13 protein-coding genes and 3 tRNA genes are annotated in these 13,841 nt (G+C 58.1%); 9 read left to right on the forward strand and 7 right to left on the reverse strand.

Translation table 11 applies throughout. The features are described from left to right. Positions 1-1,448: bifunctional aconitate hydratase 2/2-methylisocitrate dehydratase (locus tag HUJ17_RS10670; protein WP_290510676.1), on the reverse strand; the 1,448-nt coding region annotated here is incomplete at its 3' end. Between the two features lie 182 nt (positions 1,449-1,630). Beyond that, positions 1,631-2,497 carry a lysophospholipid acyltransferase family protein gene (locus HUJ17_RS10675; RefSeq protein ID WP_290510677.1) on the reverse strand — a complete coding sequence of 289 codons (867 nt, stop codon included), beginning with the start codon at positions 2,495-2,497 and terminating at the stop codon, positions 1,631-1,633. Positions 2,498-2,671: 174 nt separating this feature from the next. Between HUJ17_RS10675 and HUJ17_RS10680 the strand changes: the two genes are divergently transcribed. Further along, complete coding sequence (locus HUJ17_RS10680) at positions 2,672-3,280, forward strand: tRNA-(ms[2]io[6]A)-hydroxylase (RefSeq protein ID WP_290510678.1); 609 nt, start codon at positions 2,672-2,674, stop codon at positions 3,278-3,280. Positions 3,281-3,427: 147 nt separating this feature from the next. Here HUJ17_RS10680 and HUJ17_RS10685 read toward each other — a convergent pair whose 3' ends face one another. Genes HUJ17_RS10685 through HUJ17_RS10695 form a run of 3 tightly spaced genes read right to left on the reverse strand, consistent with a single transcriptional unit; the run spans position 3,428 to position 5,260 of the window. Continuing rightward, on the reverse strand, positions 3,428-4,159 hold the full coding sequence (locus HUJ17_RS10685; RefSeq protein WP_290510679.1) for a UDP-2,3-diacylglucosamine diphosphatase: 732 nt from the start codon (positions 4,157-4,159) through the stop codon (positions 3,428-3,430). A gap of 2 nt (positions 4,160-4,161) precedes the next feature. Then, a complete protein-coding gene (locus HUJ17_RS10690; RefSeq protein ID WP_290510680.1) occupies positions 4,162-4,758 on the reverse strand; it encodes a peptidylprolyl isomerase in 597 nt (198 codons plus the stop codon). Positions 4,759-4,762: 4 nt separating this feature from the next. Further along, entirely contained in the window at positions 4,763-5,260 is a 498-nt protein-coding gene (locus HUJ17_RS10695; protein ID WP_290510681.1) for a peptidylprolyl isomerase, read from the reverse strand. Positions 5,261-5,421: 161 nt separating this feature from the next. Between HUJ17_RS10695 and HUJ17_RS10700 the strand changes: the two genes are divergently transcribed. Continuing rightward, complete coding sequence (locus tag HUJ17_RS10700; RefSeq protein ID WP_290510682.1) at positions 5,422-7,104, forward strand: glutamine--tRNA ligase/YqeY domain fusion protein; 1,683 nt, start codon at positions 5,422-5,424, stop codon at positions 7,102-7,104. A gap of 54 nt (positions 7,105-7,158) precedes the next feature. Here HUJ17_RS10700 and HUJ17_RS10705 read toward each other — a convergent pair whose 3' ends face one another. Further along, positions 7,159-7,494: a YegP family protein gene (locus HUJ17_RS10705; RefSeq protein WP_290510683.1), complete on the reverse strand. Its 336-nt coding sequence runs from the start codon at positions 7,492-7,494 to the stop codon at positions 7,159-7,161. A gap of 194 nt (positions 7,495-7,688) precedes the next feature. Then, positions 7,689-8,534 (reverse strand): bifunctional methylenetetrahydrofolate dehydrogenase/methenyltetrahydrofolate cyclohydrolase FolD, encoded by an 846-nt coding sequence (folD, locus tag HUJ17_RS10710; RefSeq protein ID WP_290510684.1) that lies wholly within the window; start codon positions 8,532-8,534, stop codon positions 7,689-7,691. Between the two features lie 205 nt (positions 8,535-8,739). Here folD and HUJ17_RS10715 point away from each other — a divergent pair. The 7 genes from HUJ17_RS10715 to HUJ17_RS10745 all read left to right on the forward strand — a co-directional run. Further along, positions 8,740-8,816 (forward strand) — tRNA-Pro (locus HUJ17_RS10715). 25 nt (positions 8,817-8,841) lie between these two features. Beyond that, positions 8,842-8,918 (forward strand) — tRNA-Arg (locus tag HUJ17_RS10720). Positions 8,919-8,964: 46 nt separating this feature from the next. Further along, positions 8,965-9,040: transfer RNA gene (locus HUJ17_RS10725), tRNA-His, on the forward strand. A gap of 178 nt (positions 9,041-9,218) precedes the next feature. Beyond that, positions 9,219-10,532 (forward strand): trigger factor, encoded by a 1,314-nt coding sequence (gene tig, locus HUJ17_RS10730; RefSeq protein WP_290510685.1) that lies wholly within the window; start codon positions 9,219-9,221, stop codon positions 10,530-10,532. A gap of 279 nt (positions 10,533-10,811) precedes the next feature. Next, positions 10,812-11,468 carry an ATP-dependent Clp endopeptidase proteolytic subunit ClpP gene (clpP, locus tag HUJ17_RS10735; protein ID WP_103916937.1) on the forward strand — a complete coding sequence of 219 codons (657 nt, stop codon included), beginning with the start codon at positions 10,812-10,814 and terminating at the stop codon, positions 11,466-11,468. A gap of 131 nt (positions 11,469-11,599) precedes the next feature. After that, positions 11,600-12,880, forward strand: a complete 1,281-nt coding sequence (clpX, locus tag HUJ17_RS10740) for an ATP-dependent Clp protease ATP-binding subunit ClpX (RefSeq protein ID WP_035244193.1) — start codon at positions 11,600-11,602, stop codon at positions 12,878-12,880. Positions 12,881-12,908: 28 nt separating this feature from the next. Continuing rightward, the coding region (locus tag HUJ17_RS10745) for an LON peptidase substrate-binding domain-containing protein (protein ID WP_290510686.1) at positions 12,909-13,841 on the forward strand (933 nt) is incomplete at its 3' end.

Below are 13,841 nucleotides of genomic sequence, written 5' to 3' on the forward strand. Positions count from 1 at the left end.
CGGTTCAGCCAGGAGTGGATGATGCCGTCGCCCGGACGCAGGGAGACACCGCCACGGTTCATGATGAAGTCGGGCAGGGTATGCTGGGTTTCCACGTCAACCGGCTTGGGGTAAGCGGCGGTGTGACAGAAGGACTGCATTACCAGGTCCGCCTGGAAGCCCAGACAGGCCAGATCTTTCAGCTCGTCACGGGTCATCGGGCCAGTGGTGTCCTGGGAACCTACTGTGGTCATCTTCGGCTCGCAGTACATGCCGGGGCGAACGCCTTCCAGGCCGCAGGCCTTGCCGACCATCTTCTGGGCCAGGGTGTAACCCTTGCTGGAATCACCCGGTTGCTCCGGCTTGCGGAACAGGTCAGACGGTGCCAGACCCAGAGCTTCACGGGCCTTGGTGGTCAGGCCGCGACCGATGATCAGGTTGATACGGCCGCCAGCGCGAACTTCGTCCAGCAGCACCTGGGAACGCAGGTCGAATTCAGCGATTACTTCGCCGTTCTTCTCAACCTTGCCAGCGAACGGGTAAACGTCGATCTGGTCGCCGGTTTCCATCTTGGAAACGTCGCATTCAAAGGGCAGGGCGCCGGAGTCTTCCATGGTGTTGAAGAAGATGGGGGCGATCTTGCCACCGATGCACACGCCACCAGCGCGCTTGTTCGGTACGAACGGGATGTCGTCACCAAAGTGCCACAGCACGGAGTTGGTGGCGGACTTACGGGAGGAACCGGTACCCACAACGTCGCCCACGTAGGCAACGGGGAGGCCTTTGGCCTTCAGTTCTTCCATTTGCTTGAGCGGGCCGATTTCGCCGTCTTTCTCCGGGTGAATGCCTTCACGGGCATTCTTCAGCATGGCGTTGCCGTGCAGCGGGATATCCGGGCGGCTCCAGGCGTCCTGGGCCGGGGACAGGTCATCGGTGTTGGTTTCGCCGGTTACCTTGAAGACGGTCAGAGACATTTTCTCTGCCAGGTCCGGGCGCTGGGTGAACCACTCGCCTTCGGCCCAGGACTCGATGACTTCCTTGGCCTTGGCGTTGCCGGCTTTCATCTTGTCTTCCACGTCGTGGAAGGCATCGAATACCAGCAGGGTGTGCTTAAGCTCGTCGGCGGCGATTTCAGCCAGTTCGGCATCGTCCAGAGCTTCCACCAAGGTGGCAACGTTGTAACCGCCCTGCATGGTGCCCAGCAGTTGCACGGCACGCTTGCGGTCGATCAGGGGAGAGCTGGCTTCGCCTTTCACAATCGCGGTCAGGAAGGCTGCCTTCACGTAGGCGGCCTGGTCCACGCCGGGCGGAACACGGTTAACGAACAGGTCCTGGATGAATTCTTCTTCGCCAGCCGGCGGGTTTTTCAGCAGTTCGACCAGCTCGGCAACCTGCTGCTCGTTCAGCGGCTTGGGCGGCACACCTTCGGCGGCGCGCTCTTCAACATGTTTGCGATAGGCTTCTAGCACAGCGTGTCCCTCTTTACTCGAATTGGCTGATTTCTTTTGGAAATCAGTCTTTTAGGGTGTTACTGGGGGTTGGAATTGCGCGCGGAGTATAGCCGAAACGCCATCAACTGTTAAGCCAAACCGCGGTTACAGCCATTCATGGGATGAATACTCGCAATCACTGAAAGCGAGATGAGTGGCGATCAGTAGGGCGCTTGATGCCCTGTAGGCGGGCGCCGGAAGCGTTTATAGCTCCACAGGTACTGGGTTGGCTCCTCGTCGATCAGGCTTGCGATGGAGCCGTTCATGGCGGTGAGGGAGGTGTCCAGATCATCATCGGCCACTTGCGGGTCCGCCGGGCGCACGCGAATTTCGAATCCCTGGCCGTCCGGCAGGCGCCGGGCCCAGGCCATGAAGGTGACTGCGCCGGTCTGGCGGATCAATTTGCAGGCCAGGGTGCCGGTGTAGGCTGGCTGACCATAGAAGGGGGCGTGCCGGCCGCTGCGGCGATCCGGTACCTGGTCTGGCAGGATGGCGGTGAGTGCGCCTTTCTTCATGGCGCGAACCAGACCGGCCACGCCCCGTGCGGTGGTGGGGTACATAGTGGAGCCGAAGTGCTCGCGACCGGAGCGTATCAGGTCATCCACTTCCGGCAGCCCGGAAGGGGCAAACATGGCATGCAGACCGAACTCGGTGGCCAGCCAGAAATTGAGCACCTCCCAGCATCCCAGATGAGGTGCCAGAATCATCACCGGTTTGCCTTCATGCACCGCCTGACGCAGGGGGGCGTCGCCATCCACTGCCACGATTCGTTTCAGGCCTTGCTCCGGGTGCCGCCAGAACAGGGCGATCTCGAAGGTGTTGCGGGCGCTTTCCTGCAGGGATTGTCGGGCCAGCTGGTGGCGCCGTGTTTCATCCAGTTGAGGGTAACACAGCGCCAGATTGATCCGGGACACGCGCCGGGCTTCAGTGGGGAGTCTGGACAGCAAAGCCCCGAACAGACTGGCGATGCAGCGGTTCACAGCGTAAGGAAGAAAAGCGATCAGTCGCAGCGTGGTGACTGCGGCCACACCTTTAATTCGTTGGATTTTTGGATTGGTTCGTCGGCCCATGGCGAGAGAGTATAGGACGCCGGACGCAGGACGCCAGATGCCTGATGCAGAAAATCGAGAAACCGCGTTGCTGGGCGTGGTGTGCTGGTGTGGTCGTATCCCGCTATAATGCGCGCCGACCCTGAGGACGCCATGCACGATATCTCCCATATCCAAGACTTTTTGCCCTGTGCCACACCGCCTGCCTGGATCGGCTGGGCGCTGCAGCACCCGGACATCCTGCTGATTGATCATGCCCATTGCGAAAAGAAGGCCGCCAGCACAGCACTGAATCTCATGTTTCGCTATGTGGACCGGCCGGAATTATTGGACGCCCTGAGCCAGCTTGCCCGCGAGGAACTGCTGCATTTCGAGCAGGTGCTGCAGATCATGCGTCAGCGTGGCGTTACCTATGACCATATGACGCCGGCGCGTTATGCCAAGGGCCTGCGCCAGCATGTGCGCACCAGCGAACCCGGGCGTCTCATCGATACCCTGATTGTCGGGGCCCTGATTGAAGCGAGAAGCTGCGAGCGCTTTGCGGCTCTGGCTCCTCATGTGGATGAGGAGTTAGGTCGCTACTACCGTTATCTTCTGAAAAGCGAATCACGACACTTCGAGGATTACCTGACCCTGGCCGAACAATATGCCGGTGGGCCGATCGAGGAGCGGGTGGGTTTCTTCAAGGAAGTGGAGCGTGAGCTGGTGGAATCGCCGGATTCGGAGTTTCGGTTTCATTCTGGAACGCCAGGAGGCAATTGATAATTGAGAATGGATAATTGATAACTCGCGGGACAGTTTTATTGTTTCGTAAACGTAAGGGGCCGCGCTCAAAGGTGGGCGCGGCCTCTTACGTTCAAGAGATTGATAGCGCTAATTCGCGCGTTATCAATTATCCATTCTCAATTATCAATTAATCTCAAAGCTCTCCAACCGCAGCCCCTTCTCACTGTCCGCCACAATCTGCCACCCCAGCTTGCCCCAATCACCCAACACCCAGCGTTTTCCCTGGCCATCGGCCAGCGCGACGTCATGGATGTTGGGACGATGGGTGTGGCCGTGGATCAGGTGTTTGACGCTGGCTTCCTCCATGACCCGGACTACTTCTTCCGGAGTCACGTCCATGATGTTTTCCGCCTTGTTGGCGTTGTTGCCCTGGCTTTGCATGCGCATGCCCTGGGCGATCATGCGGCGTTCTTCCAGGGGCTTGGCGAGCATCCCCTGTTGCCACTGGGGGTTACGGGCCATGGTGCGAAACTGTTGGTAGGCCGTGTCCAGGGTGCACAGGCTGTCGCCGTGCATCAGCAGGGCGCGGGTGCCATACAGATCCACCACGGTGCCTTCCTCCAGCAGAGTGCCGCCACAGGCGGCAGCGAAATCGTCACCGAGCATGAAATCCCGGTTGCCATGCATGAAGTAGAGCTGGCTGCCGTTGTCGCTGAAGCTGCGGAAGGCGCTGATCGCTTCCTGATTGAACGGGGTGTCATCGTCGTCGCCGATCCAGGCTTCGAACAGGTCGCCCAGTACATATAGGGCGTCAGCTTTGCCGGCGTGGGCTTCGAGCAGTTCGCCCAGGGCTTCAAGATGTTCCGGTCGGGCCGGGTCCAGATGCAGGTCGGAAATGAACAGGGTGTAGCTCATGGTCACTGTGCGCCTTTTTCTTCTTCGCCGGCTGAATCCAGGCGGTAGGCTCGGGTAATCAGGATGGGCACTTCCGGCACATCCCGCGCCAGCATGCCGTTGAGGCGCTGGCTGGTAGTGCGTTCACGGGCGATGTTGTCCACTACCGGCATGCCGTCTGTGACCTTGCCAAAGACGGCATAGCCCCAGCCACGGGCATTCTTGCCTGAAAAGTCCAGGTTGTCATTGTCAACCAGATTGATGAAGAACTGCGCTGTGGCAGAGTGCGGGTTGCCGGTGCGGGCCATGGCCAGAGTGCCGCGCTCATTGCTCAGACCGTTGTCCGCTTCATTCTGGATCGGTGAGCGGGTGGCCTTACGCTGCCCGCTCTGGTCAAAGCCGCCGCCCTGTATCATGAAACCGCGAATTACCCGGTGGAACTGGGTGCCATCGTAGAAGCCGTCGTCCACATACTTGAGGAAGTTGGCGACGGTCTGCGGCGCCTTGTCCTCGTAGAGCTCCACGGTGACCGGGCCGGCAGAGGTTTCCAGGCGAACCTGCGGGTTGGCGAGCAGCAGGGTCGGTAACAGGGCGAGCAGGGCAGTGGCCAGAACGCGCATGGGTTCAGTCCTCGATCAGTTCAGCAGATTCGATCAGCACCGGCTCCACCGGTACATCCTGGTGAAAGCCGCTGTTACCGGTGGCCACATTGCGGATTTTCTCTACCACGTCCATGCCGTCGCTGACCGCGCCGAACACGGCATAACCCCAGCCATCCTGGCTGCGTTCCTTGTCCAGGAAGTGGTTGTCGGCCACGTTGATGAAGAACTGGGCGGAGGCGGAGTGCGGGTCCGGGGTGCGCGCCATGGCGATGGTGCCGGCCTTGTTGGACAGGCCATTACCGGCCTCGTTCTGGATGGTGTCACGGGTGGGTTTTTGCTGCATATCTTCAGTGAAGCCGCCGCCCTGGATCATGAAGTTGCTGATAACACGGTGGAAGATGGTGCCGTCGAAGTGGCCATCCTTGACGTATTGAACAAAGTTCTCGGTAGTAATCGGCGCTTTCTCTGCGTCCAGTTGCAGGGTGATTTTGCCGTAGGTTGTTGTCAGCACCACTTTCATCAGGTTTTCTCCGCAAGATGGGCCCGCTGCGGGTTTTTGTTCCCGGGCTGGCCCTGAGTCTTTGACTGTTGGGGGGCGTACAGTACACTAGCGCACCTTCATTTTCACCGTGAGAGCCTGCCCATATTCAGGCTCCCTGCCTTCCGGACTGGCCAAGACCCATGAGCGAAACGAAAGCGCCCAGCAATTTTATCAGACAGATCATCGACCGTGACCTCGCAGAAGGTAAAAACGACGGCCAGGTGGTGACCCGTTTTCCGCCGGAACCCAATGGGTACCTGCATATCGGTCATGCCAAATCTATCTGCCTGAACTTCGGGATTGCCGAAAGCTATAACGGCAGGTGCAACCTGCGCTTCGACGACACCAATCCCGAGAAGGAAGAAGACGAGTACATCCAGTCTATCAAGCACGATGTGCAGTGGCTGGGCTTCGCCTGGAATGGCCAGGAGCATTTCGCCAGTGACTATTTCGACCGGCTTTATGAGCTGGCTGTAGAGCTGATCCACAAGGGGCTGGCCTACGTGGACAGCCTGAGCCCGGAGCAGATTGCCGAGTACCGTGGCAACTTTACCACCCCGGGCAAGCCAAGCCCCTATCGCGAGCGGACTGTGGAAGAGAACCTGGCCCTGTTCGAGCAGATGCGCAGCGGCGAGCTGGACGAGGGCGCGGCGGTGTTGCGTGCCAAAATCGACATGCAGAGCCCCAATCTGACGATGCGCGATCCGATTCTCTATCGTATTCGCAAAAAAGTGCACCATCAGACCGGCGACAAGTGGGTGATTTACCCCATGTACGATTTTACCCATCCGTTGTCCGATGCCATCGAGGGGATTACCCACAGCCTCTGTACCCTGGAGTTCGAAGATCACCGGCCCTTCTATGACTGGGTCATCGAGAACACCTCCGTGCCCGCTAACCCGCGTCAGTATGAGTTTGCCCGGCTGAACCTGAATTACACGGTGACCAGCAAGCGCAAGCTCAAACAACTGGTTGATGAGGGGCATGTGGAAGGCTGGAACGACCCGCGCATGCCGACTATCAGCGGCCTGCGCCGTCGTGGCTATACGCCGGCTTCCATCCGTACCTTCTGTGAGTCCGTGGGCGTCAGCCGGGCCGATTCCGTGGTGGATATGGGGATGCTGGAAGCCGCCATCCGTGACGACCTGAACCAGCATGCCCCCCGTGCCATGTGTGTGCTGCACCCCCTGAAAGTGGTCATCGAAAACTGGGAGGAGGGCCACGAGGAATCCCTGACTGCACCGGTACACCCGCAGAACGAGACCATGGGCACCCGCCAGGTACCCATGACCCGTGAGGTGTATATCGACCGGGAGGATTTCCGCGAAGAGGCCAACAAGAAGTTCAAGCGCCTGGTGCTGGGTGACCGGGTGCGCCTGCGCTACGGCTATGTGATCCGCGCCACCGACGTGGTGCGCGATGACAGTGGCGAGATTGTGGAAGTGCGTTGCACCTATGACCCGGACACCCTGGGCAAGAACCCGGAGAATGCGGATGACCAGGGCAAACTGCGCGGGGTGATCCACTGGGTCAGCGCCAGCAAAGGGGTGCCTTGCGAGGTGCGCCTTTACGATCGTCTGTTCACCGCAGCGAATCCCAACAAGACCGAAGAAGGGCAGACTTTCCTGTCCCACATCAATCCGGATTCCCTGAGTGTGCTGGATGGTTGTTGGGTTGAGCCTGGGCTGCGCGGGGTTTTGGCGGAAACCCGCTACCAGTTTGAACGTGAGGGGTATTTCTGTGTGGATCAGGACAGCAGCGAGGACAAGCTGGTGTTCAATCAGACGGTCGGTCTGCGCGAATCCTGGCCAAAGGAAGCCTGATTCAGCGATAGAAAGTAGCAGGAAAAAGGGCCACGTACGTGGCCCTTTTTTGTATCAGTCGGTCAGATCATCCACCGGCGCATCCGGAGCATTGCTCTTCACTGAGTCAATGCCGTTTTCCATGCCACTGGTGCTCTTGTACATCTGGCTCTGACCAATGATCTGGTGGTTGGCGGCTTTCAGGGAAAAATAGTGCCTGCCGTCCTTGGCCTCCTTGCGCTCATAGCGGCTGTCGTCCGGGGCATTCTTTTTTACCGAGTCCACACCATTTTCACAGGCACTCTTGGTGGTGTACTGCTCGCTGGATAGGATGATTTCTCCGTTGCCGGCTTTCAGGCGAAAGATGTACTGACCGTTGCTGGCCTTATCGATTTCGAACTTCCCTGCCATAGTGGTTCTCCTTGGGTCTATAGCGACGCCTCGCGGATGAGGCTCAGAAAACTATAGGCCGCAGGAGCGGACAATAATGTTACCGCCGGTTGTGACTGCGTAGCGTTGCTTTGCTTTGTGGGCGAAATCGCAAAAATAGAGGAGGGGCACTGGCGCCGCCATTGGCGGCACCAGTCGGGCAGGGACGATCTGGGTTAGCCGAGCGCTTTTTCGCCGGACTGCAGGGTCTGGAAAATCAGGGTGTTGATGGTCATAGGACCGACACCGCCAGGTACCGGGGTATAGGCGCTGACACGGTCTACCAGCGGGGTCAGTTCAATGTCACCGCATTTCTCCGGGTGGAAGCCGGCATCCACGACGACAGCACCATCCTTGATCCAGTCTGCCTTGATGAATTCAGGTTTGCCCACGGCGCCCACCACGATATCTGCCTGCTTGACCAGTTCCGGCAGGTTACGGGTGCGGCTGTGGCAGATGGTCACGGTGGCGTTGGCTTCCAGCAGCATCATTGCCATGGGCTTGCCGAGAATGGCGCTGCGCCCGACCACAACGGCGTGCTTGCCCTCCAATTCCACCTGGTAGTGCTCCAGCAGGCGCATGATTCCCTTGGGGGTGGCGCACCCGTAAGCGGTTTCGCCCATGCTCATGCGACCAAAGCCCAGGCAGGTAACGCCATCTACATCCTTTTCCAGGCTGATGGCATCGAAACAGGCGCGCTCATCAATCTGGGCCGGCACCGGGTGTTGCAGCAGGATGCCGTGCACATCCGGGTTGCTGTTCAGCTCATCAATCTTGGCCAGCAGCTGTTCGGTGGTGGTTTTCGCCGGCAGTTCGATGGCTTCAGATTCCATACCGACCCGGCGACAGGCATTGCCCTTCATCTTTACGTAGGTGGCAGAGGCCGGATCGGCGCCGACCAGAATAGTGGCGAGAATAGGGGTGCGGCCGTTGGCTTTGGCTTTCAGCGCATCAACGCGCTCACGCATTTCCTCTTCAAACTGCTGGGCCAGGGCTTTGCCATCAAGAATCTGGGCGGTCATGGTGGGGTCTCTCTAACATTGGCTGAAATTGGCAAGGAGGTTGGGGCGAAAACGGCGCGATTCTCGCACGCACCGGCCATGGGCGCAAAAGTTGTCTAAAATCTGAACGTTAGGCATATTTTTGTTGCCGAATCCGTTGACGCTCCCGGGGGTGCCGAGTATTATTCGCGCCTCGCTTTCAAGCTATGTAGGCGTGACAGAACATCGGGGTGTAGCGCAGCCTGGTAGCGCGCCTGCTTTGGGAGCAGGATGTCGGGGGTTCGAATCCCTCCACCCCGACCATTATAGAGAAGGCGAAACCTGCAATGCGCCTGTAGCTCAACCGGATAGAGCAACGGCCTTCTAAGCCGTCGGTTGCAGGTTCGAGTCCTGCCAGGCGCGCCATTTGCCAGTAAAGCGGCGACGCGCAGGACAGACAATATGGTTTATGGTGACTGTAGCTCAGTTGGTAGAGCCCCGGATTGTGACTCCGGTGGTCGGGGGTTCAAATCCCCTCAGTCACCCCAATTTAAAAGCCTCCGGGAATTCCCGGAGGCTTTTTCGTATGGGCTGCCGGTATCTGGAGATAGCGGCGGCTCTGTAGGCACAGTGGGCGCCTTTTGATTATAATCTGCGCCTTTAATTCAGGCCGTCTGGCTTATTTTCCGACGGCGAGCAGCAAAAAGTCTTTTTAAAGAGGATGTTATGCAGGTTTCTGTTGAAACGACTTCAGGTCTAGAGCGCCGTCTGACGGTGGGTGTGCCGGCGGAGAAAGTGGACTCCGCAGTAGAAGGCAAGCTCCAGGAAGCCCAGAAAAATGTCCGTCTGGACGGTTTCCGCCCGGGCAAAGTGCCCATGCGTGAAGTAAAGCGTCGCTTCGGCAGCGCCGTGCGTAACGAAGTGCTGGCTGATGTGATGCGCGAAGCCTTCATCGAAGCCGTGGAGCAGGAAAAGCTGCAGCCGGCCGGCATGCCGGGCTTTGAAGCCACCAAGAACGAATCCGGCCAGGATCTGGAATTTGTCGCCACCTTCGAGGTGTACCCGGACGTTGAGCTGTCTGCCTTTGATTCCATCGAAGTGGAAAAGCCCCAGGCAGAAGTGACTGACGCGGACGTCGATACCATGATCGAAACCCTGCGTCAGCAGCGTGCCGAGTTTGCAGAAGTCGAGCGTGCCGCGGAAAGCGGCGACCGTGTCAACATCGATTTCAAGGGCCTGAAAGACGGTGAAGCCTTCGAAGGTGGCAGCGCCGAAGGGCAGAATCTGGAGCTGGGCTCCGGCCAGATGATTCCGGGCTTTGAAGACGGCATCATCGGCATGAAAGCCGGTGAGGAAAAGGACATCGACGTGACCTTCCCGGAGGACTACCAGTCCGAAGAACTGAAAGGTCAGGCCGTGGTCTTCCAGATCAAGGTCAACAAGGTAGAAGGCAAGGCGCTGCCGGAAGTGGACGCCGAGTTCATGAAGGCCTTCGGTGTTGAGGATGGCGACGAAGCCAAATTCAAGGCGGAAGTGCGCAAGAACATGGAACGCGAGCTGAAGAATGCGGTCACCGGCAAGGTAAAAGAGCAGGCGATGGATGGTCTGGTCAACTTGCACGAGTTTGACCTGCCGGGCGCCCTGGTTACCCAGGAAATCCAGCGCATGCGTCAGCAGATGATGCAGCAGTTTGGTGGCGGTCAGCAGTTTGACGCTTCCATCCTGCCGGATGATCTGTTCAAGGAGCAGGCTGAGCGCTCCGTGCGTTTGGGTCTGGTGGTTCGCGCGATTCTCGACAAGCACGAAATCAAGGCTGATGCCGACAAGGTAAAGGCCCGTGTGGAAGAGATCGCCGAGCAGTACGAGAAGCCGGAAGAGGTGGTGAGCTGGGTGTACAGCAACCCGCAGCAGCTGCAGCAGATCGAAGGTGCGGTGCTGGAAGAGCAGGTTGTCGACCTGGTGCTGGACAGTGCCAAGGTGGAAGAAAAAGCCATGTCCTACCAGGACGCTGTGAAGCCTCGCGAGCAAGCAGAAGGCTGATTCTTTCCGCTTTTTGACACCAAAACGGGGCCTTCTGGCCCCGTTTTGCGTTATTTATGCACAATTTGCGCAAGTTTTGCGCATTCAGACCCCGCCTAAGCCCACTTTTATAGACGCCCCCCATACACCGTCATAAGATGCTGGAAGACCTGTTCGTCCGGCCTGCCTTGTTTTCGGCTATTTTGCCCCCATTGCAGCATTCAGGATGAGGTTGGCTACCGCCGATACCAATAAATCACAAGAGCGTCCCCGGACGATCGACGAGAAGGAAAGCGCTACATGATCGACTTGAGCCGTATCAACTCCATGACCCCGGAAATGCAGCAACTGAGCAAGGATCCGACCAATCTGGGCCTTGTGCCGGTGGTGATCGAGCAGACCGCCCGTGGCGAGCGTTCTTTTGACATCTATTCCCGCCTGCTCAAGGAGCGGGTGATTTTCATGATCGGGCAGGTGGAAGATCACATGGCCAACCTGATTGTGGCCCAGATGTTGTTCCTGGAGTCCGAAAACCCGGACAAGGACATCCACCTGTATATCAACAGCCCGGGGGGCTCGGTAACCGCAGGGATGTCCATTTATGACACCATGCAGTTCATCAAACCCGATGTTTCCACCATGTGCGTGGGGCAGGCGGCCAGCATGGGCGCCTTCCTGCTGGCTGCCGGTGCCGCTGGCAAGCGCTATGCCTTGCCGAATGCGCGGGTGATGATTCACCAGCCGCTGGGCGGTTTCCAGGGGCAGGCCTCGGATATCGAGATCCACGCCAAGGAAATTCTCAAGATCAAGGGGCAGCTCAACAGCCTGCTGGCCCATCACACTGGCCAACCGCTGGAAAGGCTGGAGAAGGATACTGACCGTGACAATTTCATGGGCGCTGAAGAAGCCCAGGAATATGGCATCGTTGACGCGGTATTGCGTCAGCGTCCGGTGTAATTCGGTAACCTTCGTACAAAAAGTGTCCTAACGGAAGGCCTGAGAGGCCCGGCGGGCTTGAAAAAGCCCCCGTCTCCCTGCATCTTCAAAGAGACGAAAATACTCAAATACACAGGTTTAGAGGCGATTCAATGACCGACTCCACTGGCAAGGGCGATGACGGCAAGCTGCTGTACTGCTCTTTTTGTGGCAAAAGCCAGCATGAGGTCCGCAAGCTGATTGCGGGGCCCTCGGTCTTTATCTGCGATGAATGCGTGGATCTGTGTAACGACATCATCCGCGAGGAAGTGCAGGAAGACACCGGGGACACCGGGGGAGAGGCCCTGCCCAAGCCCAACGAAATCAAGGAAACCCTTGATGAGTACGTGATTGGGCAGGAGCGAGCCAAACGCGTCCTCGCCGTGGCGGTATACAACCATTACAAGCGCCTGCGCAGCAGTAGTAAGGGTCGTGATGAGGTGGAACTGGGCAAGAGCAATATTTTGCTTATTGGCCCCACCGGTAGTGGTAAGACGCTGCTGGCCGAGACCCTGGCCAGACTGCTCAATGTGCCTTTCACCATTGCGGATGCCACCACCCTCACCGAAGCCGGTTACGTGGGTGAGGATGTGGAAAACATCATCCAGAAGCTGCTGCAGAAATGCGACTACGATGTGGACAAGGCCCAGCGCGGCATTGTCTATATCGATGAAATCGACAAGATTTCCCGCAAGTCCGACAACCCGTCCATCACCCGTGATGTGAGCGGGGAGGGTGTGCAGCAGGCTCTGCTCAAACTGATTGAAGGCACGGTGGCTTCCGTGCCCCCGCAGGGCGGTCGCAAGCACCCCCAGCAAGAGTTCCTGCAGGTAGACACCTCTAACATGTTGTTCATCTGTGGCGGTGCGTTTGCCGGGCTGGACAAGGTGATTCGCGAGCGTTCCGAGAAAGGCGGGATCGGTTTCTCCGCAGAAGTGAAGAGCAAGGACGATGCCCGCAACCTGGGCGAGCTGCTGGTGGATGTGGAGCCGGAAGATCTGGTCAAGTATGGCCTGATTCCCGAATTTATCGGCCGTCTGCCGGTGATTGCAACCCTGGAAGAACTCAGTGAAGAGGCGCTCGTGCAGATTCTCACTGAACCTCGCAACGCCCTGACCAAGCAGTACGCCCGCCTGTTCGAGATGGAAGGGGTGGAGCTGGATTTCCGCGATGATGCCCTGCGAGCTGTGGCCCATAAAGCCATGGAACGCAAGACCGGCGCCCGTGGCCTGCGCTCAATCCTGGAAAGTGTGCTGCTCGATACCATGTACCAGGTCCCGTCCATGGACTCTGTGGCGAAAGTGGTTATCGACAGCCCTACCATCAAAGGCGAATCCGATCCGTTGTTGATCTACGAAAACAACGAGCAGTCTTCCAAGGTGGCACCGGATTAAGGTGCCACCACGGCAATAGAGGCAATACGTGCTGAAAGATATCCCGCTTTTACCACTGCGTGACGTAGTGGTGTATCCCCATATGGTGATCCCGCTGTTTGTTGGCCGGGAAAAGTCCATTGCTGCGCTTGAAACCGCCATGGCGGACGACAAACAGATCATGCTGGTCGCCCAGCGCAATGCCTCTGATGATGACCCGGGTGCGGATGACATTTACCGGGTTGGTACCATTTCAACAATCCTTCAGCTGCTCAAACTGCCTGACGGCACCGTCAAGGTGCTGGTTGAGGGTGGTCAGCGTGCCCACGTGGTCAAGGCCGAGTTCGGCGACCAAGGTGGCATCGCCGATGTGCGAGAGCTGGAAGAGGGGCTGCCGGAAGAGGGCGAACAGGAAGCACTGTCCCGCTCGCTGCAGTCGCAGTTCGAGGATTACGTCAAACTGTCCAAAAAAGTGGCGCCGGAAGTTACCGGCTCCGTTTCTTCCATTGATGAAGTCAGCCGTCTGGCCGACACCATTGCCGCCCACCTGCAGTTGAAGCTGGAAGAAAAGCAGGACGTGCTGGAAATGGTGGATGTGCGTGAACGGGTCGAACACCTGATCGCGCTGATGGAATCTGATATTGATGTGCTCAAGGTGGAAAAACGCATTCGTGGGCGCGTCAAAAAGCAGATGGAGAAAAGCCAGCGCGAGTACTACCTGAACGAACAGATGAAAGCCATCCAGAAAGAACTGGGTGACCTGGACGACAGTGGTAACGACCTGGAAGACCTGGAAAAGAAAATTGAAAGCGTGGGCATGCCCAAGGAAGCCCTCGAGAAATCCATGAATGAGCTGAACAAGCTCAAGATGATGTCGCCAATGTCAGCGGAAGCTACGGTAGTGCGAAGCTACCTGGACTGGATGACATCAGTGCCATGGAAGAAACGTAGCCGGGTACGCCACGATCTGGCCCATGCCAAG

It is taken from the genome of Alcanivorax sp. (assembly GCF_014762765.1).
Classification (GTDB): domain Bacteria; phylum Pseudomonadota; class Gammaproteobacteria; order Pseudomonadales; family Alcanivoracaceae; genus Alcanivorax.